This window comes from Halostagnicola larsenii XH-48 (genome assembly GCF_000517625.1).
Lineage (GTDB): Archaea > Halobacteriota > Halobacteria > Halobacteriales > Natrialbaceae > Halostagnicola > Halostagnicola larsenii.
In genome coordinates this window covers 258,037-275,219 of sequence record NZ_CP007057.1, presented here as the reverse complement: position 1 = coordinate 275,219, position 17,183 = coordinate 258,037, and the positions used below count along the sequence as shown (strand labels likewise).

Annotated in this window: 10 protein-coding genes and 6 pseudogenes; 8 read left to right on the top strand and 8 right to left on the bottom strand. The window is 58.1% G+C overall.

What is annotated here, in order from left to right:
• Window positions 1–58: 58 nt before the first annotated feature.
• Together HALLA_RS17590 and HALLA_RS17585 are read left to right on the top strand one after the other, a co-directional pair.
• Window positions 59–475 (top strand): annotated as a pseudogene (locus HALLA_RS17590) (helix-turn-helix domain-containing protein); the annotation flags it as partial.
• Between the two features lie 75 nt (window positions 476–550).
• Entirely contained in the window at window positions 551–1,309 is a 759-nt protein-coding gene (locus HALLA_RS17585; RefSeq protein WP_049954794.1) for an MBL fold metallo-hydrolase, read from the top strand.
• Here the strand turns inward: HALLA_RS17585 and HALLA_RS17580 are convergent.
• Window positions 1,299–1,502: pseudogene (locus tag HALLA_RS17580) on the bottom strand (hypothetical protein); the annotation flags it as partial. The gene HALLA_RS17585 and the pseudogene HALLA_RS17580 overlap by 11 nt on opposite strands.
• Window positions 1,503–1,579: 77 nt before the next feature.
• Between HALLA_RS17580 and HALLA_RS17575 the strand changes: the two are divergent.
• Window positions 1,580–2,071: pseudogene (locus HALLA_RS17575) on the top strand (alcohol dehydrogenase catalytic domain-containing protein); the annotation flags it as partial.
• A 174-nt stretch (window positions 2,072–2,245) separates the two neighbouring features.
• Window positions 2,246–3,700 carry a cellulase family glycosylhydrolase gene (locus tag HALLA_RS17570; RefSeq protein WP_084569108.1) on the top strand — a complete coding sequence of 485 codons (1,455 nt, stop codon included), beginning with the start codon at window positions 2,246–2,248 and terminating at the stop codon, window positions 3,698–3,700.
• Between the two features lie 462 nt (window positions 3,701–4,162).
• Here the strand turns inward: HALLA_RS17570 and HALLA_RS17560 are convergent, their stop codons facing one another.
• From HALLA_RS17560 to HALLA_RS17545, 5 genes and pseudogenes are all read right to left on the bottom strand, one after another.
• Window positions 4,163–4,858: a nucleotidyltransferase family protein gene (locus HALLA_RS17560; protein ID WP_049954790.1), complete on the bottom strand. Its 696-nt coding sequence runs from the start codon at window positions 4,856–4,858 to the stop codon at window positions 4,163–4,165.
• Window positions 4,859–4,860: 2 nt separating this feature from the next.
• Entirely contained in the window at window positions 4,861–5,526 is a 666-nt protein-coding gene (locus HALLA_RS17555; protein ID WP_049954789.1) for a helix-turn-helix domain-containing protein, read from the bottom strand.
• A gap of 605 nt (window positions 5,527–6,131) precedes the next feature.
• Window positions 6,132–6,665: a DUF7342 family protein gene (locus HALLA_RS21245; protein ID WP_174887917.1), complete on the bottom strand. Its 534-nt coding sequence runs from the start codon at window positions 6,663–6,665 to the stop codon at window positions 6,132–6,134.
• 75 nt (window positions 6,666–6,740) lie between these two features.
• Window positions 6,741–6,978 (bottom strand): annotated as a pseudogene (locus tag HALLA_RS21505) (DUF955 domain-containing protein); the annotation flags it as partial.
• Between the two features lie 28 nt (window positions 6,979–7,006).
• Window positions 7,007–8,182 (bottom strand): Fic family protein, encoded by a 1,176-nt coding sequence (locus tag HALLA_RS17545; RefSeq protein ID WP_049954787.1) that lies wholly within the window; start codon window positions 8,180–8,182, stop codon window positions 7,007–7,009.
• A gap of 413 nt (window positions 8,183–8,595) precedes the next feature.
• Here HALLA_RS17545 and HALLA_RS17540 point away from each other — a divergent pair, with 413 nt between their 5' ends.
• The 4 genes and pseudogenes from HALLA_RS17540 (at window position 8,596) to HALLA_RS17530 (ending at window position 11,085) form a co-directional block, all read left to right on the top strand.
• On the top strand, window positions 8,596–9,537 hold the full coding sequence (locus tag HALLA_RS17540; protein WP_049954786.1) for a hypothetical protein: 942 nt from the start codon (window positions 8,596–8,598) through the stop codon (window positions 9,535–9,537).
• A pseudogene (locus HALLA_RS21790) lies at window positions 9,504–9,699 on the top strand (MarR family transcriptional regulator); the annotation flags it as partial. The gene HALLA_RS17540 and the pseudogene HALLA_RS21790, both read left to right, overlap by 34 nt.
• A 664-nt stretch (window positions 9,700–10,363) precedes the next feature.
• Window positions 10,364–10,666 carry an AbrB/MazE/SpoVT family DNA-binding domain-containing protein gene (locus HALLA_RS17535; protein WP_049954940.1) on the top strand — a complete coding sequence of 101 codons (303 nt, stop codon included), beginning with the start codon at window positions 10,364–10,366 and terminating at the stop codon, window positions 10,664–10,666.
• Window positions 10,666–11,085, top strand: coding sequence for a PIN domain-containing protein (locus HALLA_RS17530; RefSeq protein ID WP_049954785.1), 420 nt, complete (start codon window positions 10,666–10,668; stop codon window positions 11,083–11,085). The genes HALLA_RS17535 and HALLA_RS17530 overlap by 1 nt, the downstream gene beginning before the upstream one ends.
• Before the next feature lie 75 nt (window positions 11,086–11,160).
• Here HALLA_RS17530 and HALLA_RS20780 read toward each other — a convergent pair.
• Window positions 11,161–11,367: pseudogene (locus tag HALLA_RS20780) on the bottom strand (hypothetical protein); the annotation flags it as partial.
• 706 nt (window positions 11,368–12,073) lie between these two features.
• The gene (locus tag HALLA_RS17525) at window positions 12,074–16,963 is read right to left on the bottom strand and encodes a beta-galactosidase small subunit-related protein (RefSeq protein WP_084569105.1); all 4,890 of its coding nucleotides are present in this window, start codon (window positions 16,961–16,963) and stop codon (window positions 12,074–12,076) included.
• Window positions 16,964–17,183: the final 220 nt, after the last annotated feature.

Here is a 17,183-nt window from a genome sequence, read left to right as displayed (position 1 = left end):
CAGGCCGCAACGGTAGGCCTGAAATCCCGTGGTGGGATTCCTCCGCGTGAACGCGGAGGAGGAGGTCAAAATGCGCACGGAGCGGCGTGGCGACCAGTACCGGTGGCGGATGCTTATCGACGGGACAGTCTCAGAGATTCACGAGGACGTCCGAGCGAATCTGCGAGAGGGGCTGTCGCTTACTGTTGAACGACTCGGCACGCCGCCGTGCTTGCTCGAAGACGATCGCGTCCAGCAAACGCTCACGCCCGAACAGAAGGCAGCACTCGAGGCTGCAATCGAACGTGGGTACTACGAAGAGCCACGGCAGCAATCGGTCACGGAAATCGCCGAAGACGTCGGTGTGTCACGGTCGACGTTCCAGTACCGTCTCAACCGAGCAGAGGCGTGGCTGGCACAACAGTTCGCGGCCGATTCGCTCGAGGTTGACCTGGACGTGGATCTCGATTCCGAGGACATCGAGTTCATCCAGTAAACGACACGTCGAACTCCTCGACGGTTGGAATATGTCGAAGTAAATCCCACCCCGACGTCTCTCGTAGGCCCGGGTATGGCAACGACTGGTGCTAGTGTTCAGCTGATTCGCAACGCGACTATCCTCCTGGATGTCGGTGACACGACGTTTCTCGTGGATCCGATGTTCACGCCGCAGGGCGAGATGCCAACGGTGACAGACAACCCGGCACTTCCGGAGTTCCTCACCACGGCGAATCAGGATCGGAATCCGCTTGTTCCGCTGCCTGACGTTGATCTCACCTACGACGCTGTGGTTGTCACTCACCGCCACCCCGACCACTGGGACGAGGCGGCCAGAGAGGAATTCGATGTCGACGTGCCGCTGTTCTGTCAGCCTGAGGAGGCCGACGCCTTCACTGACGAGGGCTTCACTGACGTTCGCCCCGTCGATGACGAAACCTCCTTCGAGGGCATCACTATCCACCGGACGCCGAGTCAGCACGGGCACGGCGAACTCGCCGAGGGAATGGGCCCGGTCTCGGGCTTCGTCTTCGAGGCCAACGAGATAGTGTATGTCGCCGGGGACACGATCTGGTACGAGCCGGTCGAAGAGACACTCGACCAGTACGAACCCGATCTGGTCGTTCTCAACGGTGGCGAAGCGCAGTTCGATCAGGGCGAACCCATCACGATGGGCATCGAGGACGTCAACGCTGTCCGCGAGGCCATTGACGCCGAGATAGTGGTCGTTCATATGGAGGCAATCAACCATTGCTTGCTGTCGCGCGAGGAACTGCGGGCAGAGACAGCGGATGTGCACGTTCCTGAGGACGGCGAGCGGTTCAGTCTATAACGCGGGACCGACCGCTATTGACGAGATACTCGAAAAACTCATCGAATCGGTCAACATCACTGGGTATGTCGGTCGCAAGATGGCGGGCCCACTTGATCGCCCACTGGAACGCGGGATCGGATCCACCCTTACTGTGAATGTAATACCAGCGCGCCGCTTTCAGCACGACGAGCAGGTTCGTCGGCGGCTCCGTCTTCGCCGGTGCACGGGTTTTCTGGATAGCACCAGTCACGTGCCGTACAGGCTCCCACAATAGACTGTACACAACTTATGAAGGCAGCAGTCTATCAAGGCCCGGGAGAAATTAGCGTTGAAGACCGACCCAAGCCGGAAATCGAAGACTCGTCGGACGCAGTCATCCGCGTCACACACACCGCTATCTGTGGCTCGGATCTCTGGTTCTACCGCGGCGAAGACGAACCGGAGGCCGGCTCGCAGGTCGGCCACGAACCGATGGAAATAGTCGAGGAAGTCGGCGAGGACGTACGGAACGTCGAACCGGGCGACCGTGTGTTCGCCCCGTTCGCTATCAGCTGTGGCGAGTGTGAGTTCTGCCGCAAGGGACTCCACACCGCCTGTCCGAACGGCGGCTTCTGGTCACCGGAAGGCCAGCACGGAGGGGCACAGGCCGAGAAACTTCGCGTCCCGCAAGCGAACGGAACGCTCGTCCGCGTCCCCGACCGGTACGCTGACAACGAGGATGTCCTTGAAGCGCTGCTCCCACTGACGGATGTGATGGGGACGGGCCACCACGCCGGCGTCCAGATCCTCTACGTCACCGCCGGTGTTGGGATGGTCGGCAATCGTAAGGGTGAATCCCACTGTGCCGGATCCAAGCCCGGTGTCTTCTGCGGACACAGTACTGTGTTCATGGACGTGCTCTAGTAATACTATCGTGAAAAATTATATATTTGATAACGGGTTACGTATGATTGTATGTCCAATGATGGCAACTCACACGGAATGGTTTTGAATCGATTCGATCGACGAACGTTCCTCAAGGCGACAGGCGCGGGCACGAGTGCAATCGCACTCGGCGTTCCGTCCGCTGCGGCGAACAACGGTTCCCGTTCACGATTACAGACGAACGGACGTTGGATCGAAGATACCGATGGCAATACTATCAAACTCCGCGGCCTCGCGATCGCGGATCCGGGATTCTACGAACTGTATCATCCGAAGAGTTCGACGGAGGTCCTCGAGTGGGCGACCGATCCTGATCGTGGGTGGTATCCCAACGTCGTCCGGCTTCCGGTCACCAAGGACTCGGTCGATGAGTTCGGCGGTCCGGCGGCGTTCGTCGACGACGTGTTGCGGCCGGCTGTCGATCTTCTCGAGGAATGCGGCGTCTATGCGATGGTGGACTTTCACCTTGTCAGGCCCTACACCCAGGCTGCGACGGACGATTACAACGCCGACGTCGAATCGGCGAACGAACTCGAGCCAATCGACGATGTGATGACGAACTTCTGGTCGGTCGTCGCCCCCGAGTTCGCGGCGGACGAACACGTCATCTACGAGGTGTTCAACGAGCCGACGTACCCGACAACGTGGGGTGAGTACGGCGAGAGCGTCGACACGCGCGAGGATACCTGGCTGCTATGGCGCGACGTTGCCCAGCCGTGGGTCGATCTGATTCGGGATCACGCGCCGGAAACGGCGCTGATCATCGGTTCGCCGTCGTGGACCTCCGAAACGCAGTTCGCGCCGACCCATCCCTTCGACGGGGAGTCACTGATCTACGCATCCCACATCTACCCGGACAATGGCCAACCGGATGAGTTCGACGCCGAGTACGGCACGCCCGCCGAGGAGGTACCGGTCGTCTGTACCGAATTCGGTTGGGACCCCGACACCGACGACCACTACGCTGGGACCAACTCTAACTGGGGCGAACCCGTCCGCGAGTGGATCGAATCCTACGAAAACATGGGTTGGACCGCCTGGTGCTTCGACGACTCGTGGGGGCCGGCTATGTTCGACTCGCCGAACGCTGGCGGGAACGAACCCTGGGAGTTAAAAGACGGACCTGAACAACACGGCGGCTTCATCAAGAGTTGGCTCTCCGAGACTGGTAGCGGAAACGGAGATGGTAGTGACGGCGGTGGAAGCGATGATGGCGATGGCGATACCGGGACTCTGGTCGCCGAACAGTCGCTGAGCACGACCGAGGCATCGGTCGGCGAGACCATCACCTTCGAAGTGCGAGACACAACTGACGACGACCAGTGGATTGACACCCTCGAGTGGGCGTTCGGTGACGGGACGACGGATAGTTCTTGGTGGACACAGCACGCGTACGACGCCGTCGGCAGCTATACGGTGGCGCTGACTGCAACCGATAACGAAGGGCAAACGACGACGCATGAAGTGACAATCGCTGTCTCCTAAATAAACGAGATAACCAGGTGGAGGAGAGTTTCTCACTCAGAATTCAGGCCTCTGGGTGTTCAGAGAATCTCTTCAAAATGGATCTCCCCACGTCAATTTGAGTCTCTATCGGGGAATATTCTTATGCGGGTTGATCGTGCAGTTGCTAGTACAGCGTTGAGATGACCGACCTCACTGATCCACGCCCACCGCTTCCAGAGTGGATTACGGACGTGTATGAAATTTTGTCTACCCACAGTTCCAACGCAGCAGCGGAGCAAAGCGGGCAGTCAATTCCGCGAGAACACGCACTCGAGGTCCTTCGTTGCTCTGAACAGGTGGATCTCGAAGCGGGGGATGCAACCTATGGACTGTCCCGGTTGATCGATCGCGGGTATCTCTACGAAGTCAGCGGCGAACTCCGTATAACGGAGCCTGAAAACTAACGAGCAGGTGACTTCCGCTGAGTCAATGAGCGATATCTCACTGCTGTTGTTGCTTGAGGAACTCAAGGAATGTCTCAATGTCCTCGGCCGATGCCGCCGATTGACCAAACATACTCTTAAACCGGTGATCCAGCCCGCCATCATCAATGAATGTCTGTGCATCGCTGAGCTGTTCTTGGAGAGCATCTGCATCTCCACGATGTAGATGTGACTCGACCATGTCCAGGTCGATTGATGGAATTGCGGCGAGAACATCAGCGAGGTCTGTTTTCCGGCCACTATGGAGTTTTGCAGCAACGAGTACTTCTCCATCAGCTGCTCGTGCAGTTGTAGAGCGAGTCCCGCCTGAGATCGTCGTCGGAGAACTATGCTTGCGCAGATAGTCGAACGACCATTCTGCTTCGGTCTGCCGACAACCCAGACCATTCACAAGGATGTCCACACCGACCGGGTGAGGTAATCCCTCAGTTCGTTCAAAAAGTTCGATTTCCCGATTGTAGATGGTCTCTTCTGGTGGGACTTCAAAATCTGCCTGTCGTTCAAAGCCGCGTGATTCGAGGAACGCTACGACTTCGTCGTAGTTATCGGGTGTAATGACGAGATCTAAATCAGTCGAGAATCGCGGTTCGAATTGACTGATTGCATACCCTCCCACGAGGACAAATCCTATGTCTGATTGTTCCAGTTCGTCGAGCACTTCGATGAGTGCCTCGCTTCGGTCTTCTTGGCTCATGTTCAGGCGGGCTCCATGCGGTATGTTGCGTCGGTATCGACGTCATCGTACATTCGTCCGAGCATGTCGAGTGCCGACTCGAACGTTGCGTAGTGCTCGTTTGCGAACGCCACGGTTTCCTGGAGTGGAACGACGGGACGTCCGTCAACCATCTCTGCCTCGATTTGTGGCCGCGGCTCTAGAATGACCTGTATGGCACCATCGAGACCTTCAGCAGGCTGGCGCTTCTCTGCAGTCGGGATTCCGAACCGGTCGAAGAACTCCGTCCAAGCGTCGAATTCAGATTCCTGAACGGCAATGAATAGTGGGTAGTCCTCTGGATCGCGGGCGACTTGGTACCCACCGTGAGTCCACACATAAACCGCATCGATGGCGGTGAACGCGTAATCCATCCCTGCAAACTGCGGGAGGACGTACGTTTCTGAGATTGACGGCGGTGAAGTCATTGCTGCTGTGGCCAGAAACTCGAGTCCCACATCCCGGACTGTCTGATCGATGAGCTGGAGGCCATCATCGTACGCGACGTAGCCCGCCGCTTCGATACGGTTCACGACGCGACGAATTGTCTCCCGGTTCTCATCGATCTTTCGTGCGACGCCCGAGATAGAATCTCCCGAGTCAATCGCGAGGATGACCTTGAGTTCTTTCTCGCCACATACTTCGTACATCCTATGGTTACACAATTATGTGCAACCCCCAAAAGAATTCCTCCTCATGTAGGTCTACAGTTGGATAACGCACATTGTTTATTGATCTCCTCCCACTCCAACGATCTCCCTGAAATCTGAATCGGCAACTACTGAAAAGGGCGGGGAATCTCTCGCTGCTTAAACATAGTGACTTAGCTAGCAATGTAACGACTGGACTCGATCTTCGATCCACTCCAACACGGCAAGGAGGACATCCAAATGATGGTCACACTCGAGTGAGGACGGCTCTACATCTGCGGACGCATCTGGTGGCGGATGATAGTGGTTCCGAGGCGCCTCTGGTTTCGGGTGGCGATCCCATCGACATTGCCAGGTCTTCTCCTCACGAATCTCGATATAGTGGACTGTGTAGTCGTCTCCGACAAACCATCGAATATCCACTCGAGCTTCGCGTACTGCGGAGGGATACTGTGTGCTGTCTAACTGGAGTTCGAGCACACGCGGAGAAATTGCATCAGGCCGAAACTCCCAGGTGGAAACAAGTGGATGGGTTGCTGCACGCTGTGCAAGTACTTCGAGCGTCGGAACATCAAGGGGACCGCTTGGCGTTTCGTCTCGCCCCGTCACGTCTTTGACTGGATCTGACCATCGTTTGATGACTCGGCCCGTTGAACAGCCCGTTTCAAGATTGTAATGTCTCGACGGATTGTCCGCCATTCTGTAAGGTCGTCCCACCGGTCGTGAAGCGCTTCATGGTCTTCGACAGGATCATCAGAGACGACGACAGCATCCGGATCTGGGACCCCATACGTTTCCTGCAGGTCCTGATCTGTTTCAATGAGTTCTGCCAAGCGCGAACGAAGCTCACCTGAGCTGTGTTCGCGCGCAAGCGTTTCAACACGCTTCCACTGAAAGTACGATGGATTCCGCTGATACTGAGCTGGTCGGGTTCCTGTTCGTTCTGCAATCCCCATCTCGACAAGTTGCTCAAGTGCCTGACGAGCACCGGTCTCAGAACAGCGAGCCCACTCTGCGAATCGTTGTGCAGAAACGGGATCCGTAGTGCCAACGAGAATGTCGTAGACACGCTGGAACATCGTCCGATCCGTATCCCACTGTTTTGACGGATCGTCTGAGGAGGTTGACCGTTTTGTCATATAACCTTCTTCGAGGACAAAGCACATATATCTGTCCTGGAGGACAGATATACAATTTCAATATCCGAGTTCTCTTCAGCTTGTTTTGGCCATCTCCCTTTGAGCGACGTCAATGATTTCTGCCGCTGTCGAACTGATTCGCTCGAGGCGGTCGAGAATCGCTTCTGGATTGTCGCCTTTCCCCATAGCGAGATAGAACTCCGAACTACTTATGTCAAGGCCAAAGTACCGCCTACGGCTTCTGCTTTGAGTCGCGTTTCGAGCGCTCGGTCTCGTCGATGTCACCGTGCAAGAGTGCGTGAGCGTACTCATGATACTTAGCCTGCTTTCCCTGTAGAAGTTCAGTATGTTCGCGGCGGTCGCTCGAGAATCTCAAAGATTTCCCGTGCCCGATACTCTCGATTACGCTCTTTCCCGGTCGTTTCCTCGAGCACGCCTTCTTCCTCGAGGCGATCGAGCGCACGATAGGCAGTCGGCCCAGTCACATCAAGCAGGTTTTGCACGACAGCCGCAGTGAGATACGGCTGTTCAAAGAGTGTACACGCAAGCTGTGCGTACGCAGCAGCGTTGTCACCGTATTCCAATTCGTACTCCTGCTGCAACGTGTACAACTCCTGTGAGCGCAGCAGTGATTCTTCCGCTTGATGGCGAATACCCGTCACGAAGAACTCGATCCAGGCTTCCCACTCACCGTATTTTCTCACAGCAGTCATGCGATCGACGTACGTCTCCTTGTAGCGATTGAAATATTCGCTTAGATACAGCGTCGGCTGTTCGAGGTATTCCTGATTGTGCAACTGGAGTGTGATGAGCAGTCGTCCGAGTCGACCGTTGCCGTCTCCGTACGGATGGATCGTCTCGAATTGATAGTGTGTGAGCGCAATATCGATGAGCGGGTGGTAGCTCCCGCCGGTCCGGATGTACGTCAACAATGCATCCATCAAGCCGTCGACAACGCTCGGGACAGGGGGCACAAACTCGCCGAGGTGGTTCGGGACCGTTTTGAACGCTCCGATGGTGTCCGTTTCACGCCGATCGTCTGGAACGTCGGTGAGGAGCGTCTCGTGAAGGATATGCAAGAGATCAGTCGAGATTTCGTCTCCACGATCGAGCGCGTTAATACCGTTCTCGAGTGCTCGCTCGTAATTGAGGACCTCTTGGACGTCTTTCGTTTCGTCGACAGCTGTGACTGGATCTCCATCGGACTTTGGATTGTCCAGCGATCTAGTCTCGAAGCTATAGAGGGCGTTGTAATCGATATCTGCCCCCTCGATTTCAGCCGATTCCATCGCTTCCTTTCGAAGCAACGACGTGTACAAGACAGGAGCGAACTCCGTTGTTCGGCTAAACCCACTGAGCTTCCCGAGCCAGAACGTTGCCTCCGAAAGCAGTTCGTAGAAGTCCCCTTCGAACTGGAGTTCAGTCTCGGGCGGAAGCGGATCTGGACTATAATATGGACGCTGATCGTATGGGACGAGCCGTCCAGGGGCGTTATCAGATAACTCTTGCAACACCATTTGCAACTACTTGGCACATAGAGCCACTACTAGTTAAATATTAGTGGACCGATTTAACTAGCTCCGCATCTCCAAGGGACTATGTTCAATTTCGACGGAGATTGAAAGAGAATCAATCACGGTAACTGCGATTATAGGTGACCGAATAAGTTGCCAATCACCGCAGAAGTTGTCACACCAATCATAAAACACCTCTGGGTCTGCTGACTGTATGACTCGATTCGTCGCGAAGAGCGCCGTCCTATCGCCGCTGTTCGATGGAATATCCAAGAACCGCATCGAATTTTAACCCACGGGGGATACCCACTACGCCGAAACGGTTACGATGAGATCACCAGCCACGCTACTACTGGGCGTGCGAAGCGATGATGTGAGAAGAAAGTATTTACCAATGATACGTCGTTACCCAAGTGATGCCCTCCAGACGTCGCGTCCTCATGTCTCTTGCAACTGGCCTCTGCGCCGCGTTCGCCGGGTGTAGTATGGATCCAGCCGGCGTTCTATCGATATCTGAGGCCACGACAGATAAAATCCTCAAACCAGTGACGTTCAATGTCCGCTCGAACGATGGAGGGAATGATGATGGAATCGACGAAATGCGCGAACTCGTCGACGAGGTCCTCGAAACCGGATCGGCGACTGCATCGGGTGAGCACCCGCCGCTCCAGGTCACATACCCGGTTCGCTTCGAAGACAAGGTGGTCGCACTCGAGCGAACTGAACTGGCTACCGAAACGCGCAACAACTATCATCTCCTGCTCGATTTCAACGTTGCGTCCGAGGGGACTGGACGGTCGGTCGACGACCTGCCGCCCGCCGACGTCGAGTGGATCGAGTCGGCTCTGTCGAATCGCCGGTCCGGCGTCGATGCCGTCAGCGGCGAGCGAACCTACACTGAAGACGAACAGGCGACCTCTATCCTCGTCCCCGAACCGGAATTCGATGCTCTCCTGGTCGATGGCGAACGGATGGGCGTCGAGGTCGAACCGATCAAAACGAGGGTGACGACGTACGAGTATACCTTGGCCGAACGACTCGGGAGTGGCGAACAATATGCCGAAACCCTCGAGTCACAGTATCGGTTTTCCGTCACGGGACTCGCCGATGACGAACGGGAGGTCGTCGACAAGGCGGTCGCCGAGGGCGGGTACTACGCGTCCTCGACCGACGATGGGGCGTTCGAAGGCGTGGCCCACACGCTCTTCGAGTACGAGCCGGTCGCGAGCACCGATAGCGAAGGTCACTGGATCGTCGCCTACGAGGGAACGACGTACGTTGTGACGCTCGATCTAATCCAGTATGAGAGTCTTCAACACGACCTACCGTCGCCGTCAATCCCATCCTCTCCCGACTGAAAGAGACGAGACCCCGTTCGGCACAAGCGTCCGTACTGGGCGACCACGGCGGCGAGGATCGGCTTCGAGTTGCCTCCCGACGCCACCGCAGCGACTGAAGACGAACAGTACGGCGCGGAGCGACTCAAAGAGCTACGGACCGACGAAATAGAGAAAGTGCGGTCACCGCGTTCAAGGAACTCGAGCGAGGCGACATTGGCTGGGGGACCGATCCTCTGTCGGATAACGGTCGCCGCTGTTCGTTCTTGGGACGCCTCGGTTCTTAAACCACGGCGTGCAACTCGTTGGGTCCTGATTGCTGCGAAGACGGGTTTGTTGAAACCCCAATAGTTACCGAATTCTGGCAGGGAGTCGGTCTAGCGAATCTCTGCTGGCGAAGTAACTCCCGGAGTTCACTGTCTTTGTCATTCCACAGCGGAGAAGTTTCGCGTTCGTATCCACACGGGGGCGTATCCGCTCTGTGGACAATCGACGGCTTCGTGTTCCCCGTATCAGATGAGCGGTGTTCGTGTTCGACTTGTGTTTGTAGGACCTTGTCGCCAACCTGTTCACGAATCTCAGGGATCTCCGCTGGCTGTATCTGTCTGAGCTCGGCGACGTGTGCCATGAATGGTTCTGCCTCCATAGCCTCATCGAACGATCCGTACGCAGCCCGCCGAATCGGTCTATCTTGACCCGACTCGAGATCCGAAGATTGGTCACGACGCTCGGGTTCGACGATAAATGGCGGGAATGAACTAGCTACTGGCCGATATCCGAGATATAGTGTTCGAGACGGATGGGGCGAGAGAAAAGAATTATTATGAACACACCACTACTAGGAGTCATGAGTAAGACAGAACAATCAAACGGTTCTGATAAAGAGGTTGTCGCTGTTACCAAGCACGGTCAGGCGACCATCCCGAAGCGATTCCGTGAGAAGCTGGGAATTGAAGCGCCCGGGAAGGTGCTGTTTCGAGAGACTGAAGATGGTGACGTGATTGTCGAACAGGTTCGGTCCCCGAGCGAGATGCGGGGATTCGCCGCCCGGAGGGAGGCATCGACCGATCAACCTGCGACCGACATCCTCCGCGAGAAGCGCGAACAGGATCGAAACGAGCGCAACGCACAGTTCCCGACAGAGAAGTAATGGCGATCCCTGACCACGTCATATTTGACGCCGAACCGTTGATCGCACACGCAGATGATGAACCTGGCAGTACTGTGGTTGAAGCGTATCTCGATGCGGTCGCCGTGGAGGACACGACCGGCTACGCGAACTATGTGAACCTCGCCGAAGTCCGGTATACGATCGCCCGAAAGTACGACCGTGCCACCGCTGACGAGTATCTCGACTGGCTTGAGGAGCTCGGCGTCGAAACCGTGGATGTTGGTGATGCCTGGATGGAAGCCTCTGAGTACGTCCTCAGGTATAATCCAGCGCTCGGCGACTCATTCGCGCTGGCAACCGCTGAACATATCGGGGGCACGCTATTGGTTGGCGGCGACGACGACTATGAGGAAGTCTCCAATATCCCAATTGATCGGTTCCGCGACGGATCCGCATAGCTGATTGTTCACATATTAACCCGCCCCCAATCTACCTACCCATAAGATGCGTCACCGGTGACCGCCTTACCCTCTCGAGTCGGCATACTCGAGCGCCGTCTCGATCGACGCCCATGTGGTCGGATCCGTCGAGGATGCAAACTCACCACTCCCCAGTATCACCGGCATCTTCGTTGGTTTTCCGTCTCGGTCCTTGACACGCCAACAGATCCACTGGTCGTACTCCTCCAACATCTCAGGAATGCCGCTCGTATTGATGGTGTTTCTCTGGGTACCTATCATGTATCTTCACTCGGCTGTGATGCCCTGCTACTGTGCTGCCAGCACCGTATCAGCGACACGATAAAAATCCAATAGCGCTCTCCTCCACACCTGCACTCTTTTGCGGCGGCAACCCTCTCTATACTAGTTGGTTTTTGAGCCTGTTTTACCCTGGACAGTACTGTAGTCTTGCGATTTTTACCCTGGACAGCGAGACGAGCACTTACTCCGGACAGTGATTTACCCTGGACACCAAAACCCAAATGCCAAGGAGAGCGCCTCAAGATCGAGTTTATGGGCATACACTGGTTTGGAAATACCCTGGACAGGACCCAGTCTGGAACCGCATACTCACCAAACACTATTCTGATTGATCTACCTCTTCAAGGAGACGGACACCAGTCTCGGTTAATGCAATTCCAGTGTGTGAAGTGATGCTTTCGCCATCCTTCCGTGGTCGATCACTGCCAATCTCGAGACGATCGCTCAATTGTTCATTGGCGTTCTCCCCGCTGGCCCACTCGGTGGGTCAGTGAGTCGTTAGTTGTTAAGAAACCCAAATCTGTATTTACCACCCCTCTCGCAGATCTATTCTCACCCTTCCAATGAACGGTAATACAGTCGTACATCCACTTATCGGCCGATCCACCGGAAACGAGATAAGATAAACTGTCTGCGGATCTTTCTATGACACGCTTGTCAAAAGAAAACACACCGGGGCAGCAACCTACTCGGAAGCGCTGGGCAACCGACGGTTTGCCAGCGCCATCGGATCGTTCTCGTCGGGGTCGAACGGCCGGAGCACGACGCTGAACGTGGTCGGCTCGACCTCGACCTGGTAGCGGTCGATCGGATCGGTCGGCGTCCCACCGAGGCCGGTCACGCGATGGTCGAGGTTGAATCCGACTGAGCCGCGCTCTTCTAGTTCGTACTGGTGCTCCGCTTCGTCGAGGTTTGCCCACTGTTCAAGGCTGACATTGGCGTCTCCGTCGTCGACCGTCCCGAGCAACGAGACCTCGCCGTCAGAGAGTGTTGCCCAGCGCGTCTGGGCCTTGTTTCCGTTGTCGGTCGGCGGTAGGTACGGAACGTACTGCTCGTCGACCGACCCCGCGTAGCGTCCGATCGGGACGCCCCACTTGCGGTCAGGGTACGTTTCCAGCTTGCCGCGACCATACCACTCGAACGCGTCGAACCGATCGGGCAGTTCGAGCTGGACGCCGACCTTCGGAAGCCAGCCCTCAACGGTGTCGCGAAGCCCGTCATTGGGCTCGGCTTCGACGTCGACGGCGACGTCACCGCTGCCATAGACGCGGTAGGAGTAGCTCGTCACGAAACCGGGGCCGTGCGCATCCTCAGCCTCCTCGAGCTCGTCGAGCGGGAGCCAGGCGACAGCACCGTCTATCGGTCCGTCAGCGGCGAGATCGCCGAGTTCCTCGTCCGACAGCGCACGATTGTAGATTCGCACCTCATCGAGAGCGGTGCCGGAAGCGACGCTTGGACCGGCCTGTACCGGCGCGTCAACGTGTTGGAGCGGTCCCTCGAACGAGCTAGTTCCGAGCTGCTCACCGTCGACGTACAGCGCCATCTGGGACCCGTCCCAGACGCCGGCGACGTGATGCCATCCCTCGGTCCAGTCGTCGGGGACCGGTCCGTCGGCGACGTGCCAGCCGTCGGCGTTGAACACGAACTCCAGCCACCCGTCGCGGCTACTCTCGCGGCGCTTGAGCAGGTACTGGCGACCGCCCTTCGAGACATAGACCTGCGCGTCGCCGCCCGCTTGGGGCTCCCCGGGACGGACCCAGCACTCGATGGTGAGTCCCGGTTCGGTAATGTCGAGACTCTCGGACTGGCCCAACGAGAGCGTGCTCTCGTCAGTGAACTCGACAGCCTGTCCCGAAGCGCCCTCGACGACCGACGCATCGCCGGTGAGGACGCCATCGTTCCCGTACTCTGAGCGGTCGGGCGTGGTGCGGCGGCGCGTCGGTTCGGCGCCTTCAGCGAATCCCTCGACCGCGACTTCGACCAACGATTCGTCGGGGCGCTCGACGTTGACCGACTCGACGGAGTGGGTCAGATCGTCGAGCCCCGCCTCGTACCAGCTCGTCGCCGGGTTCGATCCCCACGCCTGGATCTCGTTCATGATCGGTGCACGCCACGAGTTGAACAGTGGACCCCGCTCGAGCAGCTCGTTGCCGTCGTACCCCATCGAGGACAACGTTCCCACGTCGGCGTCGAAGACGTACTCGAAGCCATCGCCGGAGACGACGACATCACGGTCCTCGTCGACCGATAGCGGCGCCATCGCGTCGAGCGACTCCGACGCAGGCTCGGGCACATCGACGGGAACCTCCAGCTGCTCGAAGGCAACCTGATGGCCGGCGTCGGCGTAGTCGGTGTCCTCAGCAAGCGCGAACGTAACCGTCAGCTGGTACTCGACACCTGGCTCAGGGTCGGCGGGTGCCTCCGCGTCGAGAGCAACGCGCTTGGTTTCTCCCGGCTCGAGATCGAGGTGCAGGTCGCCGGTCGCGATCGTCTCGTCGTCGGCGGTCAGCTCCCACGACCCCTCGAGGACATCGAGGTCGGTAAAGTTGAATCGGTTCGAGACGTAGATCTCACCCGCCTCGACGTCTGCATCGGCAATGCCAACCGGCTGGTGGGCATGCTTGAGCTGCCACATTTCGGGCTGTGGATCACGATCGGACCAGACCAGCCCGTTGAGACAGAACGCCCCGTCGGGGCCGTCACTGTGGTAGAACTGGAACGGCTCGCCGTCCTCGGTGACGTCGTTGAGGTCTTGGTTAACCCAGTCCCAGACGAACCCTCCGACGAGACTCTTGTCTCGCAGCAGGGCTGCGAAATCGTAGGCCGCGACGGCGCCGTTTTCGATCTCGCCATCGGCGTCGGCTGTCTCGTCGGCGCTTACGGCCCGGTCGTAGATCCCAACGCCGTCAACAGTGAGGGAGACGTCACGGCCGCCGTATCGAACGGCGTCGGTGCCGATCTTGATAGGACCGTCACCGGACGGCAGATCGGAGACGTCGTGGTCCATCGCGGCGACCCGCTCGCCGTCGATATAGATCGCGAGTTCGCTCTCGTCCGCGACCCCGACGACGGTCGTCCAGTCGTCGAACGCATCGGTAGCGATCGGCGCTGAAACCGCTCCTTCGCCCCCCGCGACCGAGAACTCGATCTCGCCGCCGGCGACTGCCAGCCTATAGCGATCGTCGTCGGTGACGATCGGAACTGTAGCGTCGGGATCGACGTCCTGAATCGTTGCCCCGACCGAAAACCCGAGGTCGATCTCGAGACTCGTTTCGCGACGGATCTCGATTGCGTCGCCCGCACCCAGAGCGACCGCACCGTCCGTATTTCCGCCCGGTGCGGCGTCCGGACCGGAGACGACCGCAGGCGAACCGACGAGCACACCCGGATTGTCGGCGCCGCTTCGATCGGCCGCCTCCCGGACGGGTGGCTTGATGTGTTCGTTCCACATCTCGTGGACGAGTCCCAAACTGTTGCCCATCGCGTGGTTGTACTCGCCCATGACGACCGAACGGAGTCCGTCGCCGATATAGGAGCCGTCACCGACCGACAGAAGCGTGCCAACATCGGGATACCGCGGCCCGAGCATGTCGCTGTACTCAATGTTCCAGCCGCCGCCGTTGGGCTGGTGATAGAGTAGCCGATCCGGTGCGAATCCTTCGGCCGCTCCGTCGTAGGATTCGACGGTGTCGACGCCGGTGACTTCCGATGTGTCGTTGGGAATGTACTCGTCGGAGTCGGCCGCCAGCGACGCCATCTCCAGGTGCTCGGCGCCGGTGCCGGCCTCGTTACCAGTCGACCAGCTGAATATCGACGCGTGGTTGCGGTCCCGAAGCACCATTCGGCGGAACTGCTCGACGGCCTGCTCGTGGTAGGCGTCGGTGTTCGCGAGTAGACCTTCCCACCAGTGGGTCTCGACGCAGACTTCGTCCTGCACGTAGACGCCGTACTCGTCGGCGAGCCGATACAGCGACGGATCGTTCGGATAGTGCGACGTCCGGATCGAATTGACGTTGAACCGCTGCATCGTCTCGAGGTCCTCCCGGAGTCGATCTATCGGTACCGTCCGACCGAAGTCGGGATCGGTCTCGTGGCGGTTTACGCCCTGAATATCGACCGGCTCGCCGTTAACCAGAATTTCCGCGCCGTGCTGGCCGCGGGTCGTCTCGTAGGTTCGAAAGCCGACCTTCTCGAGCATCGCCTCGGTGGGCTCGCCGCCCACGGGTGCGAGCTCCAGCGCGAGCTGATAGAGGTTCGGGTGTTCGGCGGACCACTTTTCGGGGTCGGAAACGTCGGTTTCGAGCGTGACGACTGCACCGTCCTCGTCAACGGTCGCAGTCGCTTCGACGGTCGTTTCTTTGCGCCCGCGCGGCGGGTTGTTCCCGGGACCGCGCCCCGGTCGATTCCCGTTTCTTTTCTCGTGGCCTTTCTTCTTACCGTGTCCTCGCTTCGCCGCATTGTCCGGGCCTTTCCCTCGTCTCGACGCGTTGTCCGGGCCCTTCCCCCGCGGCGGCCCACGACCGGGTCGCGTTCGATCGGTCTCGTAGAGATGTGCGCGAACGGTGTACGTGCCGGCTGGAGTGTCCCCGTAGTTCGCGATTTCGGCATCGATTCGGAGTCGACCATCCTCGTAGTCATCGTCGAGGTCGGTCCGCACGTGGAAGTCCCGGAGGTGAACCGTCGGGGTCGCGAACAGGTAGACGCTACGGAAGATACCGGCGTAGCGGAACATGTCGATGGTTTCCAGCGCCTCGCTGTCGGACCAGCGGTACACCTGCACTGTGATCTGGTGGTCGTCGCCGGCCTCGACGTGGTCGCTGATATCAAACTCGGCGGGCGTCATTGACCCGGTCCGGAAGCCGACGTACTCGCCGTCGACCCACACGAAGAAGGCCTGCTTGACACCCTCGAAGTGCAGGAACGTCTGTCGACCATCCCAGCTGTCGGGCACCGAAAACGACCGTCGGTACGTGCCAACAGGGTTGAGGCCGTCATCGTCGACGCCAGGGACGTCGACGAGACCGTCGTCGTTCGGATCTAACTCACCGTTTTGTTCCGGCTCGTAGATGTCCCAGGTGATCGAGCTGTTCGTGTAGATACGCTGACCGTACCCCTGGGTCTGCCAGACGCCGGGGACGTCGATCGATTCCCACTCGTCGGCCGTGAGGTCGTCGTAGGAGTCGGGGAGTTCGGACGGATCCTCGTGGAACGCGAACTGCCATTCCCCGTTTAGCAGTCGAACGTACTCGGACTCAGCAAACCGCGATTCGAATTCGGTGAACGGTTCGTCAGCGTGCCGGGCCGCCCGTACCGACTCGTAGGGAACTGCGGTAGTGACGTGAGTGGGTTCGGCGTTCTCTGCAACCATCTGGGGGTCCTCCAGATACGCTGCGAGATTCGAGATTCGACCGGGCCCGTTTGCCCCAGTCGACGGCACTGCACCGCTGGATTGGGCGCTGACTCCCGTCGCCAACGCGGTCATCCCGGTCACTTGCAAAAACTTCCGTCGGGTCGGCGAAAGTTGATCTCGAGGCGATTGTTCGGTTTCCGTCTTCCGTCGCTGTGTGTCGCTCATGGTGGTAATACGCTCGAGCGGTGAGCCAGTCCACGATGGGTATTAGCTGATCCCACGATTGCATAGTCGCGTAACTGTGCTCGGCCCGCTATCGTCATTCGCAATCACATACTTATTACTTATGCTAATTCATCTACCAATCACATTATTCTATACTGTCAATATTAAAATTCATATTGGCGTTCATGACAATCGTATTGGAAATAGTTCAGGTGATTCA

Excerpts from the sequence above, each read along its gene's own strand:
- HALLA_RS17585 (WP_049954794.1), top strand. The coding sequence starts at position 551 with ATGGCAACGACTGGTGCTAGTGTTCAGCTGATTCGCAACGCGACTATC.
- HALLA_RS17570 (WP_084569108.1), top strand. The coding sequence starts at position 2,246 with ATGTCCAATGATGGCAACTCACACGGAATGGTTTTGAATCGATTCGAT.
- HALLA_RS17560 (WP_049954790.1), bottom strand. The coding sequence starts at position 4,858 with ATGAGCCAAGAAGACCGAAGCGAGGCACTCATCGAAGTGCTCGACGAA.
- HALLA_RS17555 (WP_049954789.1), bottom strand. The coding sequence starts at position 5,526 with ATGTACGAAGTATGTGGCGAGAAAGAACTCAAGGTCATCCTCGCGATT.
- HALLA_RS21245 (WP_174887917.1), bottom strand. The coding sequence starts at position 6,665 with ATGACAAAACGGTCAACCTCCTCAGACGATCCGTCAAAACAGTGGGAT.
- HALLA_RS17545 (WP_049954787.1), bottom strand. The coding sequence starts at position 8,182 with ATGGTGTTGCAAGAGTTATCTGATAACGCCCCTGGACGGCTCGTCCCA.
- HALLA_RS17540 (WP_049954786.1), top strand. The coding sequence starts at position 8,596 with ATGCCCTCCAGACGTCGCGTCCTCATGTCTCTTGCAACTGGCCTCTGC.
- HALLA_RS17535 (WP_049954940.1), top strand. The coding sequence starts at position 10,364 with ATGAGTAAGACAGAACAATCAAACGGTTCTGATAAAGAGGTTGTCGCT.
- HALLA_RS17530 (WP_049954785.1), top strand. The coding sequence starts at position 10,666 with ATGGCGATCCCTGACCACGTCATATTTGACGCCGAACCGTTGATCGCA.
- HALLA_RS17525 (WP_084569105.1), bottom strand. The coding sequence starts at position 16,963 with ATGAGCGACACACAGCGACGGAAGACGGAAACCGAACAATCGCCTCGA.